10 protein-coding genes are annotated in these 15582 nt (G+C 70.4%); 6 read left to right on the top strand and 4 right to left on the bottom strand.

Annotation, left to right across the window (positions count from 1 at the left end; all coding sequences use genetic code 11):
- Positions 1-416 precede the first annotated feature (416 nt).
- Positions 417-1106 (top strand): hypothetical protein, encoded by a 690-nt coding sequence (locus tag ACZ4Z1_RS40755; RefSeq protein WP_468491764.1) that lies wholly within the window; start codon positions 417-419, stop codon positions 1104-1106.
- Between the two features lie 37 nt (positions 1107-1143).
- Entirely contained in the window at positions 1144-3888 is a 2745-nt protein-coding gene (locus tag ACZ4Z1_RS40750) for a helicase associated domain-containing protein (RefSeq protein ID WP_468491763.1), read from the top strand.
- 364 nt (positions 3889-4252) lie between these two features.
- On the opposite strand, the gene ACZ4Z1_RS40745 is transcribed toward ACZ4Z1_RS40750, so the two are convergent.
- Positions 4253-4672 carry a putative phosphothreonine lyase domain-containing protein gene (locus ACZ4Z1_RS40745; protein WP_468491762.1) on the bottom strand — a complete coding sequence of 140 codons (420 nt, stop codon included), beginning with the start codon at positions 4670-4672 and terminating at the stop codon, positions 4253-4255.
- Positions 4673-4797: 125 nt separating this feature from the next.
- Here ACZ4Z1_RS40745 and ACZ4Z1_RS40740 point away from each other — a divergent pair, with 125 nt between their 5' ends.
- Genes ACZ4Z1_RS40740 through ACZ4Z1_RS40730 form a run of 3 tightly spaced genes read left to right on the top strand, consistent with a single transcriptional unit; the run spans position 4798 to position 12040 of the window.
- A complete protein-coding gene (locus ACZ4Z1_RS40740; RefSeq protein ID WP_468491761.1) occupies positions 4798-5979 on the top strand; it encodes a restriction endonuclease-related protein in 1182 nt (393 codons plus the stop codon).
- Between the two features lie 17 nt (positions 5980-5996).
- Positions 5997-9275, top strand: coding sequence for a hypothetical protein (locus ACZ4Z1_RS40735; RefSeq protein ID WP_468491760.1), 3279 nt, complete (start codon positions 5997-5999; stop codon positions 9273-9275).
- Positions 9272-12040, top strand: coding sequence for an RNaseH domain-containing protein (locus ACZ4Z1_RS40730; protein ID WP_468491759.1), 2769 nt, complete (start codon positions 9272-9274; stop codon positions 12038-12040). Before ACZ4Z1_RS40735 ends, ACZ4Z1_RS40730 begins: the two co-directional genes overlap by 4 nt.
- A 158-nt stretch (positions 12041-12198) precedes the next feature.
- On the opposite strand, the gene ACZ4Z1_RS40725 is transcribed toward ACZ4Z1_RS40730, so the two are convergent.
- The 3 genes from ACZ4Z1_RS40725 to ACZ4Z1_RS40715 all read right to left on the bottom strand — a co-directional run bounded on the left by ACZ4Z1_RS40725 (position 12199) and on the right by ACZ4Z1_RS40715 (position 14733).
- Complete coding sequence (locus ACZ4Z1_RS40725) at positions 12199-12927, bottom strand: 3'-5' exonuclease (RefSeq protein WP_468491758.1); 729 nt, start codon at positions 12925-12927, stop codon at positions 12199-12201.
- Positions 12928-13655: 728 nt separating this feature from the next.
- The gene (locus ACZ4Z1_RS40720; RefSeq protein WP_468491757.1) at positions 13656-13865 is read right to left on the bottom strand and encodes a hypothetical protein; all 210 of its coding nucleotides are present in this window, start codon (positions 13863-13865) and stop codon (positions 13656-13658) included.
- 103 nt (positions 13866-13968) lie between these two features.
- On the bottom strand, positions 13969-14733 hold the full coding sequence (locus ACZ4Z1_RS40715; protein ID WP_468491756.1) for a hypothetical protein: 765 nt from the start codon (positions 14731-14733) through the stop codon (positions 13969-13971).
- A gap of 266 nt (positions 14734-14999) precedes the next feature.
- Here ACZ4Z1_RS40715 and ACZ4Z1_RS40710 point away from each other — a divergent pair, with 266 nt between their 5' ends.
- Positions 15000-15539 carry a hypothetical protein gene (locus ACZ4Z1_RS40710; protein WP_468491755.1) on the top strand — a complete coding sequence of 180 codons (540 nt, stop codon included), beginning with the start codon at positions 15000-15002 and terminating at the stop codon, positions 15537-15539.
- Positions 15540-15582 lie beyond the last annotated feature (43 nt).

The raw sequence follows: 15582 nt of genomic DNA, 5'->3' as shown, positions 1-15582 counted from the left end.
CGCTGCGCTCCCGCTGCCCGTGCAAGCACGGGGCCGATCCCCTGCGCTGCGCTTCGGGGATCGGTGGAGCCGGCCGCTGCGCGCCCGGCGGCCGCGCGCGTGCGCGGCCCGGCTGATCGAGCGCGCCTGGTGCGAGTTCTGGGGCCTCCTGTGCGGATGTTGCGGAGCGCTGAGCGCTCCGGGGCCGGGTCCGCTGCGCTCCCCCGGCCTGACGGTCCGTTACGGCTGCGCCTTCACTACCCGAAGACCCGCTCCGCGGGTCCGGGCTAGCTACGAGAGGTGGGGGTCGCTCGCTCGGGTCGGGTTTCAGTGGAGCGGGTGCATCAGGCTGATGCAGCATGTATCGTTGGCGAAACCACGGGACACCACCAGTCCACCTATGAATTTCCCCGGATTTTCGAGAGGAATGATCGCAGATGACCGGTCACCACGAATCTACCGGACCCGATCCCGCGCTGAGCAGCGATTCTGTGCACCGGATGACGCAGTACCAGACGGCGGGCGTGAATGCCCGATTGAAGGTGTTCGCGCTCCTGGAGGCGCAGGGCGTGCCCGCGAGCGAGGCTGACGACCTGGTGGCCGCGCTGGAGGCCGGGGCGGTCGCCGGGGCGCAGTGCGAAGTGGAGGAACTGGACGGCATGGCGCCAGCCTCTCGGGGCGCGGTGTTCGCGGACGGCTGGGACGACGGCGTGGCGGCGGTGAACGAGGCTCTGGTGGGCATCGCGGACCGGGAGTGGTCCCGGCGCGGTGGCCGGTCGGCCCGGTCGGCTGAAATGGCCGTACACATCGCGGATGTGAGGAAGCGTGAGCGGGCCGACCTGGTGCGGCTGGAGAAGTTTGTCCGGGAGACCGTCCTGCCGCGTACGCACCCGCACACCACAACACGGCGCCAGGTGCTGGAGGCCCTGGGTGAGGCCGACGGTCTGTGCACCGCACGAACGGTGAACAGCGACGGAGACGTCATCATCTGCACGCTCGATGCCGGGCACTACGACGTGGACGACAAGCCGCCCTTCAAGGACGGAAAGCCCGGCGGCTGGCACAAGGCGGATGCGGCGATCTGGAACGGCCTGGGCGCGGCATGCATTCCGCATGCGGCCCTCTGAAAGACCACCGAAATTCAGCGCTCGGGGAGGCAAGGGAATGTCTGCGATTTCGCTCAAGGAACACCAGGTAGACCAGCGGTCGGCGGTTAGGAAATGGGTGGGATTCCCTGCAAGATCATCTGTGTCTCCGCAGGGCGAGCGGGGCACGATCGTGTCCGCGACCGGCTCCGGAAAGACGATCATGGCGGCCGCGAGCGCCCTGGACTGCTTCCCGGGCGGCCGGATCCTCGTCATGGTGCCGACCCTGGACCTGCTCGTGCAGACCGCCCAGGCATGGCGGGCCGTGGGCCACACCGCGCCGATGGTCGGCGTGTGCGGGCTGGAGAACGACCCGGTGCTCAACGCACTGGGGGTGCGCACCACCACCAACCCGATCAAGCTCGCCCTGTGGGCCCGGAGCGGGCCGGTCGTCGTGTTCGCCACGTACGCCTCGCTGGTGGACCGCGATGACCCGGAGGACCCGTCCGGTCAGCGCAAGGTGCGCGGGCCGCTGGAGGCCGCACTGGCGGGCGGGGAGCGGCTGTACGGGCAGCGGATGGACGGCTTTGACCTGACCATCGTGGACGAGGCCCACGGAACCGCCGGTGATCTCGGACGGCCGTGGGCGGCGATCCACGACAACGCCCGCATCCCCTCCGGCTTCCGGCTCTACCTCACGGCCACGCCGCGCATCCTCGCCTCGCCCCGCCCGCAGAAGGGCGCGAACGGCCAGGAGGCGGAGCTCGCGTCGATGGGACAGGACTCGGAAACCTACGGGCCGTGGCTTGCCGAGCTCGGGCTGAGCGAGAGCATCGAGCGGGGCATCCTCGCCGGATTCGAGATCGACGTCCTGGAGATCCGCGACCCCTCGCCGGTCCTCGGAGAGTCGGAGGAGGCGCGGCGAGGCCGGCGCCTCGCCCTGTTGCAGACCGCGCTCCTAGAGCACGCGGCGGCGAACAACCTGCGCACCGTGATGACGTTCCACCAGAAGGTGGAGGAAGCCGCAGCGTTCGCGGAAAAGCTGCCGCAGACCGCAGCCGAGCTGTACGCCGCCGACGCCTCCGACGACGACCTGGCGGCCGCGGACCGGCTGCCGAAGTCGTCGATCGACGCGGAGTTCTACGAGCTGGAGGCGGGCCGCCATGTTCCGCCGGACCGGGTGTGGTCAGCATGGCTGTGCGGTGACCACCTCGTGTCCGAGCGGCGTGAGGTCATCAGGCAATTCGCCAACGGCATCGACGCGGCCGGCCGCCGGGTGCACCGCGCCTTCCTCGCCTCCGTACGGGTCCTCGGGGAAGGCGTCGACATCACCGGCGAACGCGGAGTCGAGGCGATCTGCTTCGCAGACACCCGCGGCTCGCAGGTCGAGATCGTCCAGAACATCGGCCGCGCGCTCCGGCTCAACCGCGACGGCACCACGAAGGTCGCCAGGATCATCGTGCCGGTCTTCCTGGAGCCGAACGAGGACCCGACGGACATGGTTGCCAGCGCCAGCTTCCGCCCGCTCGTAGCGGTCCTCCAGGGCCTGCGCTCGCACGATGAGCGCCTGGTCGAACAGCTCGCCTCCCGCGCGCTCACCAGCGGCAAGCGCAAGGCCCACATCCAGCGCGACGAGGACGGGCGGATCGTCGGGGCCGGCGGCCAGGGCGACGGCGAGGACCAGGAGCACGACGGCACCGACGCCGCTGCCGAGTCCGCACTGCTGCGCTTCTCCACCCCGCGCGACCCGGCGACCATCGCCGCTTTCCTTCGGACCCGGGTCTACCGGCCCGAGGCCCTCGTGTGGCTGACGGGCTACCAGGCCCTCATCCGCTGGCGCGCCGAGAACAAGATCACCGGCATCTACGCCGTCCCCTACGACGTCGAGGTCGAGGTCGGCGTCACGAAGGACTTCCCCCTCGGGCGGTGGGTCCACCAGCAGCGCAAGGCCCTGCGGGCCGGGGAGCTGGAGGAGCGGCGCAAGACGCTGCTGGACGCGCCGGAGGCCGGCATGGTCTGGGAGCCGGGCGAGGAGGCGTGGGAGAACAAGCTCGCCGCGCTCCGGTCCTACCACCGGGCCACCGGGCACCTCGCTCCGCGTCAGGACGCGGTGTGGGGCGAGAGCGAGGCGATGGTGCCCATCGGGCAGTACATGGCCAACCTTCGGCGCAAGGGCGGTCTCGGGAAGGACCCGAAACGGGCGGAGGAGCGCGCGCAGCAGCTGGACGCGATCGACCCGGACTGGAACTGCCCCTGGCCGCTCAACTGGCAACGCCACTACCGCGTCCTCGCCGACCTCGTCGACGCCGACGGCGTTCTGCCCTACATCGCGCCGGGCGTCACCTTCGAGGGCGATGACATCGGAACGTGGCGGTGGCGGCAGCAGGAGCCGGGCACCTGGGCGCAGCTCCTGCCCGAGCAGCGGGAGCGGCTGACCGCGTTGGGCGTACAGGGCGCCACCCTCCCCGTGACGGCCGCCGCCCCGGCGGAGCTCCGTCCGGCGCTGGCCGCAGCCCTCAAGGGGCCGAAGAAGGCAGGGAGCAAGGCCGAGGCGGCGTTCCAGCGGGGCCTGGCAGCCCTGGCGCAGTGGGTGGAGAAGGAGGGACAGCGCTCCGTCCCGCGCGGCGCGGTCGTTGAGGTCGCGGTCGACGGCGAGGCGGAGCCGGTACCGGTGAAGCTGGGGGTATGGCTCTCGAACACCAAGTCGAGGCGGGAGAAGCTCACCACGGAGCAGCGCGCCGCCCTCGCCGCGCTGGGCATGGAGTGGGCGGGTGCGGTGCCGGCCGCCGAGGCCGTCCCCCACTGGTGGGCAACTTCAAACTGACCGTCCCTTGCCGTCGCGAGACCCCGGGCCCGACAACAAGGGCAGGGGTCTCGTACGTCACGGCGCGGTATGCGGTGGCAGGGTGGCCGCTACAGGCGGCGCGGGGTGGTGACTCGGACCTCCGCCAGGACGACGCCGGTCGCCGGGTCACTGCGCACCGGGACGTACAGGCCCCAGTCGGCGGCGTCACCGGCCGATTCAGCCTCTGCCGTATGGGGCGTCGGTGGTCTCCGGCGCGCGGAGCGGGGTGACCGGCCATGCCATCTGCAGCCAACCATGCACCGCCCCATTGCAGTGACGCCGCCCGTACTCAGCACCCCGCCAGCGAATCGCAACCGCCGCCATCCCACCACCCACTCACAGATCAGGTCGCCGCTGCATACCGTGGGGTGCGGCGTACGATCTTGGTGGATCCCACGGGGCTGGTGTACAGGCTGGTCCGGTCTCCGTACTCGCCGCGTTCGGTAGCTTCGTCGGTCTTGTACGCCAGGGCGTCGTTGACGCCGAGGGCGCGCAGGGTGACAAGCACGCGGTGGACATCGGCTTCGTCGGTGCAGTCGGCGGTGTAGATGATCACCGGTCGGCGGGTTGGGTCGCCGTCGAAGGAGCTGCCAAGGGTGGCGACCTTGGCTCCGGGGCCGAGTTTGCCTGCCTCCACGGCCTGTTTGACGAGACGCCAACCTGCGTCCAAGGCCCGGACGGGCAGGAACCAGAGCCATTTTCCGTGCGGGGTATCGGGCGTCTCGCGGAGCGGGAAGACCGTGTGGGGGGCGGCGACCAACAACCAGGGAGTGCTGGTGGTTGTCGAGGGGGCGGGCGGGTGGCCGTGGTGGCCCGTTCGAGTGGCACATCTATGCACATACACACCCTATACGGGCAAACTCGTCTGCATTAGGTGATCTTGTGTGCGTGGCGCTCAAGGAATGCGACAACCTGCGGCTTCGGCGGGAGCAGGCCCTGACCGCGTGCTGCATGGCGGCCGCGGCGGAAGCCGACCTGCAACTGCAGCCCGCGCGCCGGGCGGCGATGATGATGGACTGCCTGGCCGTGCTGCGCGCCGCGCACCCCGCCACCGGCGCCGCGCAGCTGGGGATGGGCGAGTTCCGCCGCGGGCTGCGCGGTCCGCTTGCCTCGCTTCTGCCTGCCGCGAGTGAGTCGGGTGACGGCTTCGGCGCATTGTGTCTCTTCGATGAGGACGGTCTGGTCCGCGACGCGCTGCAGGACCTGTGCCGGGAGCACCTGGTACCGCAGGCGGCCCTGGAGCGGTACTGGCCGTGGGCTCGGGTGAGGGCCGAGCAGGAGGAGCAGCGCCTGTACGAGGTCTTGCGGCGCCTGGAGCCACAGGAGTACCGGCGCGCCCGGGCCCTGCTGGCGGAGAGCCCCGCCGGGCCGGTGCGGGTGCTGCGCCGGGCCTGGGACCAGTTGTGGATGCGGTTCGACTTCTTCGAGCCGATCAGCGACTGGCCGTGGTGCCATCTGGACGGCTGGTGGTACCCGTGCCCGAAGTGCCGGTGGCCGATGCGGGTCGTTCGCCGCAGCGGCGTGGTCGAGGTGCGGTGCGAGGCCCACCGGACGCGCGGGGTGCACTACCGCCTGGGTCTGGAGCCGGCCACGGCGGGCGCGGCGCCGCCCCTGATCGGCACGGGCAAGGAAGCCGACGCGGTGGTCGGCCTTCCGGCCAGCACGGAGCATCTGGCGCTCAGCCGCCCGGTGTGGCGCTACGGGGTACTGCCGACCCTGCTCGAAATCGAGCTCCGCGACAAACTGCAGAAACTGGACAACGTGCAGGTGCAGATGTGGCCGGGTGAGCTACGCCCCGACGAGTACGACCTTCGGATTACGGTCGCGCCGCCGGGCCGGCGCGTGAGGAATCTGCGCGTGGACGCCAAAGCGTGGGAGTCGGTCGAGGCTCTGGCTTGCGCGCTGCTCGAACGCGAGCCGAAGCCCTACGCACTGACCATCGTGCTGCCCGACCACCAGGACCATGAGCGGCACTACCTCCAGGAGCGGCTGAGCGGGCGACGGATCAAGGTGACCACGGTCAGCCGCCTAATTGCGCGCGTCGAGCAGGCATGTGGGGGCGGGCGGTGAGGCCGGAGGAGTGGCAGATGCGGATGCTGGCGGTGGCGTTCCCGCTGGCGCTGGCCGACGAGTATTTCGGGTTCCGCAACGTGCAGGGGCAGCGGGTCGTCCCGCTGGACCAGGCGCACGTCTTCGCCGCTGCCCGCACCGATCTGTGGGAGCGCTGGCCTCGGGTGCCGCGCCGGGTGCGGGAGCTGATCGGCGGCTACTGGCATGTGCGGCCCGGGGATGTCGCCGGCCGCAGCGCGTTCTATGGGCTGGCGCGCTCCTACGCGTCCTCGTCGGAGGGCTTGTACCGGCTGCCGGAGGACGTCGAGCCGCGCGAGGCGACCTATCTGGTCGTGGCGCACGCGCAGGAGCCGCTGCAGCTGGCGCAGGGGTTGCTGGGCGAGGCCGAGGAGCTGTACTACGGCAACCGTGGACCGCAGCAGGTGGCCACCGCAGGGAAGTGGGCCTTCGGTAGCCGCGACCTTTCGGTCGTGACCGTCCCGGACGGGGAAGGGGAGGCCGGTGTCGCCCCGCTACGACTGCACACCGCCCCCTGGCGCCGTGAGGTGACGCTCTCTCGCCGCCAGGTCTTGCGGCTGGCGCGGCGGCAAGCGGCTGCGAACGGCTGCAACGGCTGGAAGCCCGGCCTGATGGCCCGCTTCTTCGACCGGCTGCTGGATACCGATGACCGCAGGGTCGCAAAGCTGCGGCTACCCGCGGGCAAGGTCACCGTCCTCAACGCACCCACAGGTGTCGGAAAGAGCGTCCTGCTGAATGCGGCCGCTCCGCTGCTGGTCCGCCGGGGCAAGGGTCCGGTCGCGGTGGTCGTCGGCCAGATCCACGAGAGCCTGAGCAACACCGAGCGCATGCGCGAGGCCGACGACGAACTCGCCCAGCACACACGGGTCAAGCGCCTCCGCCAGGACGACGACCTCGTGCGGCAGACCGCCGCCGACCTTGCCGCCGCCAACCCCACCCTGAAGATCGTGCCCCTTGTCTCCGTGTACCGCCTGGCCGAGCAGGCCGAGCGTGCCCTGACCCAGGGCCGCGAGCACCGCTTCGAGGAACTGGCCTACGGCTGCGAGGTGTCCGCATGGCTGATCGACGGCCCCCCGGTGCGGCGCAGCGCCGAGCCATGCCTGTCGCTGCAGCCGGCCGGTGTCGCGCCCGGCCAGGAGGAGCCGGGCCCCGGCCACGCCTGCCCCCGACTGGGCATCTGCGGCAAGTACGCCCTGATCCGCGCGGCCATGGACGCGGACATCATCGTCACCAACCACCACAACCTGCTGCGCGGCTCCCTGCCGGTGCCGGTGGAGACCGACAAAAGCGTGCTGCGCCGCATCAGCGTCCTGGAATTCGTGCTGCGCCTGTGCACGGTGCTGCTGATCGACGAGGTCGACCACCTGCAGAGCAGCTGGTGCGACCTGGGCTCGGAGATCTTCACCCTGTCCGGCCGGGCCTGGGACGGAACCTCCCTGCTCACAGAGGTCGACCGCCAGCGCGAGGCCCTGGACGCCGCCAGCGACCGGCGCCTGGTCAACGCCCTGTTCAAAGCCCGCGGTCTGGGCGATCAGTTCCTGAATTACGTCCTGGACGACGAGCTGTGGCTGGAGACCGTCGGCCAGGACGACGACCGTCCCAGCTCCGACTGGCACGTGCCCGGGCTGTGGGACCGGTGGCTGCTCGACAAGCTCCTGCACGTGGATGTCACCAAACCGGTCGGACCGGACGTCCACAAGGAATTCCGCGCGATCTTCCCCGACCGCGACAAGAAGGCCTCGCCGCCGCCGCGCTACGCCCAACTGGCCGAGCTGCTCGCGAAAGCCGTCAGCCGCGACGCCAGCCACGACGCCCTGCCCCGGGTGAAGACGCAGATCGACAAGGAACTGGGACGGCTGAGGATCCCCTCGGGCCAGCGCCGCGAGATCACCAACGCCCTGCTGGTCCGCTCCTGGCTCGGCTGCCTGCGCAAGTCCCTGGTCCACCTCAAAGCCGTCCTCGCCGGCCTGGGAGCCGCGGAGCAGATGACGGCGGGCCGGGAACTGGCCCGCGCCCTGGGCACCTTCAGCCACAACCCCACCCTCCCGTACGGGCCGCTGGGCTACCAGTTGTTCGGGTTCAAGGTCGAGAAGAATCAGCGCGGCGGCGGCCGGCTGTCCGTGCAGAGCCTGGGCGGCGACCCGCACATCAGCACTGTCCAGCTCGGCGGGACCATTGCGCTGGCCACCGCAGGGGTGGAGCGCAGCGTTCTGGCCCTGTCTGCGACCGCGTTCTTCCCGCGCGCTGCAAAAGAGCACCTGCACACCCAGCCCGCCTACGTGATGACCGACGCGGCCCCCGGAGCGGTCACCGCCCGGCCAGGCAACGTCTCGGCCACCACTGACGCCTGGAACCCCATCGGTGTCGGCGGGCAGGAGGAGTCCAGCAAACCCGCCCGGCTCCTGGAACTGGGCGCCCAGCTGTGGCGAGACCGCCTGTCCGAACACTTGCGGGACCTGGAGATCCATGAACCCGACCGGGCCCGCGCGATGGTGGTCGCCAACGCCTACAGCCAGTCCATGCTTCTCGCCGCCGGCATCGCCTCCGCGATCCCTGACCCGTCGTGGATCGCCGTGGTCATCCGCAAGACCGGGCCGCCGGGGGGCGTGGCCCCGCCCCTCGGCGTGGTCATGATCACCGTCGACCAGCTCGAAGACCTGCCTTACACCCACCCCCACGTCAAGGTCGTGTGCGCGCCGCTACGCCTGGTCGCCCGCGCCCTGAACATCCTCGTCCCCGGCACCGACCGCTCCGCTCTGTCCTCGGTGTGGGTCGCCACCCGGCCGGCCGCCGACCTGCACACCCCCGAGGCGATGTATGCGAGCATCGGCGCAGCCGGCACCGCCGCGGCCTGCCCCGGCCCCGACCCCGCCCGCATGCTCGCCGTGCAGAGCCGCGCCGCTCACGAGCGCTTGAACTGGCTCCTGCGCTCCAGCCCGATGTTCTCCCGCCTCCCGCGGTTCCTGAAGACCGAGATCCTCGCCGGGATCCTGGTCGTCATGATCCAGCTCGCCGGGCGTGCCCGCCGCGGCGGCACGCCCGTGCAGCTGTTCCTGGTCGACAACGCCTTCTTCGCCACACGCCTCGGCACGGACTACCCCTCCCTGCTGCGCGCCTACTACGACGAGCTGACCGAGCAGGAGCAGCACGCGCTGCGCCGCGCCTACGGCTCGACCCTCACCGCGTGGCTCGACCTGGCCCACTCGACCGACCAGCCCCACCTGGCCCGAGTCCCCCTGCCCCGCGCCACCACGGCCGAAAGTGAAAGCCCCCGATGAGCACCCAGACCCGGCTGGCCTTGCTGGCCTGCCACACCGACGAGAACCTCCTCGGCACCACGTTCCTCTACCCCCTGCCCGACAAGATCGGCGATGTGTGGCCGGCCCTGCGCCAGGAGTACCACGGCATCACCGGGTCGAGCGCCAACCTGCCCTACGCGGGTCTGCTCACGGTGCTGCGCGCCATCGGCTACACCTGCGCAGACCTCTACCCCACGAGCAAGACCGACCCGCCGAAGTTCCTGGCCACCAGCCGCCCCCTGAACCGCGACGACCTGCACGCCGCGATCGTCTTGTGGGAACAGGCCCTGCTGCAGACCGACGCCGACCGGTTCTCCTTCGCCTATCAGAGCCAGATCGCCGACCTCATCGCCGGCACCACCCCCGAGAAGACCCCGCTGTGGGAACAGTTCACCGGCAACGGGGCCTGCATCGATGCTCCCGGCTGGGCCTGGAGGGCCGCTTCCTGGGCGGTCGCGAGCCGGTTGGCTACCCGCTCCTGGGAGATCGACGGCCAAACCGTCCGCTTCCGCGCCGATCTAGCCGGATGCCTGCAGGTGTGGGATCCCGAGCTGCTGTGGAAGAACAGCTGGGGCGCCGCCTACGGCGACGGCGACGACGAGAGCGCCGGGGAAGAGGATGCGGCGTGGAAGACCCGGATCCACCACGCCACCCTGCGCCTGGAGGTGGCTGTCAATTCCCACCCCGGCCTGCGCTCTCCGGTCGCCACCGTCCAGCCCCGCGTCTCACGCCTGAGCAACACCCTCAAAAGCGCCCGCACCGCCTGGTTCGCCCCCCGCGATCCCAACGGCCCTCTGATCAAGCTGGAACTGGGCGGCAGGGGCGAGCACACACACCTGGACCACACCACCCGCCTGGCCCTGGACGCCTGGACCCGCCTGCACGGCGAGAACGTCTTCCCCCGCACCGCCGACGAGAGCGAATTCCTCAGCCCCAGCGCCTGCGACCTCACCGGCACGCCAGGCGCCCTGCGCGCCCTCATCCCCTTCGCCGGCACCTTCTCCATCGGCAAGGGCTGCGGCATGCACGCCCGCCGTGAACTCGCCCGCTGGGCCAGGAACACCCTCGGGCAACCCCTGGTTCACGCCCACCAGATCGCAGGGCGGCCGTTCGGCAGCCGCCGCACCACCGCCGAGGGCCGCGACAGCCTCCTGCTCGACGACCCCCGCCTGGGCGAGATCATCGCCGCCGCCGGCCGTCAGCGCCTGCGCTTCCTCGTTCTGTACCGCCACCAAAGCGAGCGCACCCGCATGCAGCGACTGCTCGCCTATCACTTCAACCGCCCGGACCTCGCCGCCGCCGGCATGCCGGAGAACACGACCGTGGCATTGAACGACCACGTCGAGGCCTACCTGCAGCTTGCGGACGACCTGCTGCGCCACGGTGACCACCACGGGCAGCGTCCCGCCCTGGCCCGCCAGCTCCACGGACTGGACGTTTCCGAAGGCACCCGGCTGCTGGCCCTGTGCGAAACCGAGTACGACGCGAAAGCCTGGACCCGCCAGCGCCGCGCCTCCCGCAAGCCCGACGCCACCGTCGCCAATCCCTACGACTTGGACGCAAAGCCCCACGCGGTCCGCGAACTCGCCCGCCTGGGCGTTCTCACCCAGTTCCTCACCCCACACAAGCCCGGACGCCGCAACCCCCGCAAGAAGGCCCGCGACATCACCACCGCCCTCGACCAGCTGGGCAGCGAGCTTGCAGGCGACCACCGCGGCCACATGGCCGTCGCCGATCTCCACCGCACCGCCGGCCTGGTCCACCCCCGCCTCACCGACGCCCTGGCCTACGGCCCGAACGGCCTGAAGGAACCTCTCGTCCACGTCGGCATCCACCTGCGCGAGCAGCGCGGCCAGCGCCGCGGTCCCGCTACCGAACCGCCCCGCCTCATGTGGACACTCGTCGCGCTCGTGCCCCGGGACGGAGGTCTGTGGCAGACCCTGGCCTACCTGCGTGACGAGGACTCTCCCGGCGGCACCTGGATCGACTACGCCACCGCCAACACCCTGCACCGCGCTCGCCGCCTGCCCGACGGACGCCGACGCGACGCACAGCTTCCCCGTTCCATCGACCGCGCCCTGTTCGACCTCGGCGACCACGCCGGCACCGCCACCGGCTACATCGTCTACGTTTCCGGCGACCAGGCCCGCAGTATCTGGCCGCTCCTGGCCAACCGCCACCAGGGCCGCATCCCCGAAGGCGACGGCACACTGGACGAGCGCCCCGCGCTTCCCGGATTCACCCTTCCCACCGGTCAACGCCCACGCGCCGTCCTGCGCGTCACCGCCAGCAGCGAACACGTCGCCTCGCCCGCGCTCGTCGAACGCCTCGACCACACCGACGAGTCAACGGCCGAGATCCAGGAGCGCAAGCTCGCCACCGGCGTGTTCCTAATGGAGGGCACCACCAGCACCTTCATCCTGTGCAACCTGCCCCAGCAGTACACCGGGGGCTCCCGATACGCGCGAGCCGGCGAGAAGTACACACGCTGGGCCAGCACGTCGGCCGAGGAACAGGCCGAGACCTGGTACAGCCACACCGCAACAGAAATCAGCGTGCTCCACCTACCTGACGGACATGCACCACTCACCTACGGCCTGGCCGCGGCCCGCCTGTGCGACCACGCCCTGCACTTCAACTACCGCACCCGGTACCCCGCCCCCATCCACCTCGGCATCCAGATGGACAAGGACCACTGGGAATACCGGCGCACCGTAGACGCGGACTCCGAAGCAGAAGACTGAACCCAGCATGCCGGCGGAAGGCCTGTCCGAACCGTTGGATCCCGCCCACTCATCGACACACCGACAACCCGTCGGCCGCCGTTCCTACCGAAGTTCCGCCACGTCGCACAGGGATACCGCTCTTCTCTTCCTTGGACGACAGCACCAGCCGGGTATGGTCACGTCCGGGCGAGGTGGTGCAGCCGCCGCAGTAGCGCCCGGCATTTGTCCACCGCGTCGTAGCGGCCGCCCAAGCGCTGGCGTCGGTACTGGCGACGGTCAACCGACCACAGTCCCTCGGCCACCGCGACCGGGCCCATCGCATCCTCCCAGCGAACCCGGTCCAGCCAGGTTTCTTTCAGCGGGGCAGTGGCGTGGTGGCGCAGCACCTCTCTGGCCAGTACGCCGCGGTCGAAGCTGACGTTGTAGGCGACGCACCGCCTCCCGTCCAGGACACCGGTCAGGTGCGGAAGCACGTCGGCGAAACAGGGGGCGTGTGCTACATCCGCGCGGGTGATGCCGTGCAGCGCACTGGCCGCCGCCGTGATCGGCCGACGTGGATCAAGCAACTGGTTGACCACAGTACGGCCTCCGCCGTCTATCGCCGCGATCTGCACCGCCCATGCCTGATCGCCCAGCCCGGCGGTCTGGACGTCGATCACCAACAATGCCGGATCGGCCAGCACGGCACCTGCCCAGCGAGCCACCTGCTGCCGCTGGTGAAGCCACATGGGCGGCCTGCGCAGCACTCTGACCGCATCATCGAGACTTCCGCGCTGTTCATTTGCACACTGCACGTGCCACAGACCGTCGCCGTCGGGACGGGCGTGCAGGGTGCCGAGGTAACACTCGTGCTGGTAGACGACCCAGGTCGGCCGCTCAGTGTCGCCGGGCCGCACCAAGGCCACCGGCACCCCATCGACCAGGCGGCTAAAAGCATCGCCCCAATCGCCCGCCAGCCCGGCACATTGACCGCACGCCCCTGTGCAACGCCCGCCATGGACGGTCTCCAATCCCGGACGTCCAGCACACTCCACACCATGATCATGAGATGCCGTGCGGCGCTTGCCCTCATACAGCCCGCGACACGCCGGGAAACTCATCCGACAAGCACACGCCCACCCGCTTCGCGACGGAGGCGCCCTCAGCCCCAAACACAGTCGTCGAGAAGCCGGTCGTGTCGTCGTTTGTCGTACGGCGGTGCATCGACCGGGGCTGCGCACCGACCTGCGCGCGAACCCGGAGAGCTATCTGCTCCCCACCAGCCAAAGGCCGCCGAAGCCTACCGACATAAGGACCTGGCGGTACTGGTTACCGCCGCCCTCCGTACGGCTGCATCCCGGAAGGCATGCCGACTTCGTCTGAATGGTCCGCCTCAACTGGATTCGGCGCGCGGAGACGAGTGCCTCGGTGCCTCCCGGACCGAAGCCGTCAACGTTCCGCTCTCCACCACCGCCGTCGACACGCTCGTCGCCACCCACCCCGAGGCCGACTGGGAGCAGATACGCAACGTCGGCAAAAGGCCGACGCTCCCGGCTAGCCGCCCTGGCCAGGGCCAAGACGGTGGCTTCGATGTGACCGCCTGCTGCCGGAACGGCCTGCCAACGCCAGGTTCTCGCCGGGCTGTGCGGTTACCTCATGGCATCCGCAGCGGCTGGTCGAACGGCTCATCCTCCCAGTAGGTACGGACATTGCGGCACTTGGGCCGTGTACACATCCAGAATCCGTCCGGCACCCGCCCCGTCACCTCCCGCAGCCACCGCCGCTGCTCCCGGCTGTCCAACGCGACGTGCTGCTCCCGCGACCGGCAGGTCGCGCAGTACAGCTCCCTCGAATCCTTGGCCATGCCCCCACCGTCTCCGGTACGCCCGGTTCCGGGAAGGCTTGCACTCGCCATCCGTTCCCGGCGCCCGCGCTCGTGCTGCGTGCAGACCGCGGCCCCCCAAGGCTCAGTAGATGGCCGCGCGGGCGAGGTAGCGGTCGCGGAGGTGACACAGCATGGTGTGGCAGTAACGGGCGAGCGTGCCATGCTGGCTTTCGTCGACCACCATGGCCACCAGGTATCCGTCGCCGGTCTCCATGGCGGCACGCGGCTGGGATGCGCGCAGGTAGGGCCAGAAGCGGCCGTGCGCGAATCCGGAGGCAGCCCGCCATGAGGCGCGGACCGCGACCGGGTCCAGGCCCGCGGCGGGAGCGGCCTGCTCCAGGATGACGTGGGTCTTCGGCGCGACGAGAGGGAGCAGGCCGAGGGCCTCGGCGAGTGCGCGGATCTCCTGGCGGCGCTCGAGCCCGGTCTTGCCCTCGGGGCCGGGTGCGTGGCCGGTGTCCTGTTCGTGCTGGGCCCGGTTGCGCATGTCTTCCGCCCACAGCGACAGCGCACGCCGGCGGCGTTCCGGACGGCCGGGCCCGTCGAGCAGCCAGATGCCGGTCGCGAAGTTCTCCAGCGCGCCGCGCATCAACGTCCACGGACTGGTGGCATCCATCTCCCCGGCCACAGCCAGACGCCGCAAGGCATCGACATGGGCCAGGCCAGCGCCGTAGGAAGTGCGGATCAAGTGGGAGGCGGGCCACGGACCGAGCGGCGCCTCATCAGCGGCCAGGCTGCTGGACAGGGCTGGAGCGGGCAGCGGCTGGTAGGCACCGTCTCCCCGCAGCTTCTCCACCAGTTCGAACAGAGGTATCAGATAGGTGCCGTCGAAGTCCCGCGTACTCATGAGCGCCGAGCGTACGAGGCCACGCTGACACAGCGGTACCGAGTATCGGCTCCTCGGCCGCGGCCGCCGGCCCAAGGAAGCGCGAGCAGGGCTCCTTGGGCAGGCCGCTCCGTCCACCGGACGCTTGCCCAGTTCACGAATCGATTCGCCGCATCCGCTTGGGGAGGGAAAGTTCTCCGCTCTCCGTCCTCTGTCCACAGGCCAGCCAACCGAGCATGCGGGAACGACGCCGTGAGTCGCACTGCGGCCATCGCGAGGAGAGCGTGATGCCGTACCTGCTCCCGTCCCGCACACCGCTGACGCCCGAGCAGGTGGAGCGGGGCTTCGACTACCCCCTGGCGCTGCAGACCGGTGGCGGCGCCGCGGTCGCCGGACGGGCGGAAGCAGATCCGGAGCTGGCGTTCGTCCTGCTGCGGCTGGCCGAGGACATCATCTGGCCCGCCACGGCCGTGAACGCGGAGGCCGACCCGCGCGCGGACTCCTTCGCGCTGGACGGGGTCGGGTGCGTGCTGCTGTCCGCGCTGCGGGACTGGGCACGGGACTCCCCCACCACGGCGGTACCGGGCATCGCCCGCAGCATCCTCCGCTTCACGGTGAACGTCCTTCCCGACCCCGACCACCCGGACACCGCCGGCGCCCTGGAGGCGATGCGCGACGAGCGCCTGGTGCTGGCGCACGCGGTGCACTCCGCGCCCGTGCGCACCGGTAGCCGACGGCTCGCTCACCCGACTGTCAGAACAAGTCGCCCGGGGGTGGGGGGGGAGGAGCCGCACCCACCCACAGGGGCGGGGAGCTGTGCCGAGTGACAAACAAAAAGAGACGAGAGAAGAAGAAAGCGACGCTTAATCT

Source organism: Streptomyces sp. NPDC030165 (genome assembly GCF_055573595.1).
The sequence above is the reverse complement of the archived record's forward strand: the minus strand, read 5'-3'. Positions and strand labels throughout refer to the sequence as shown.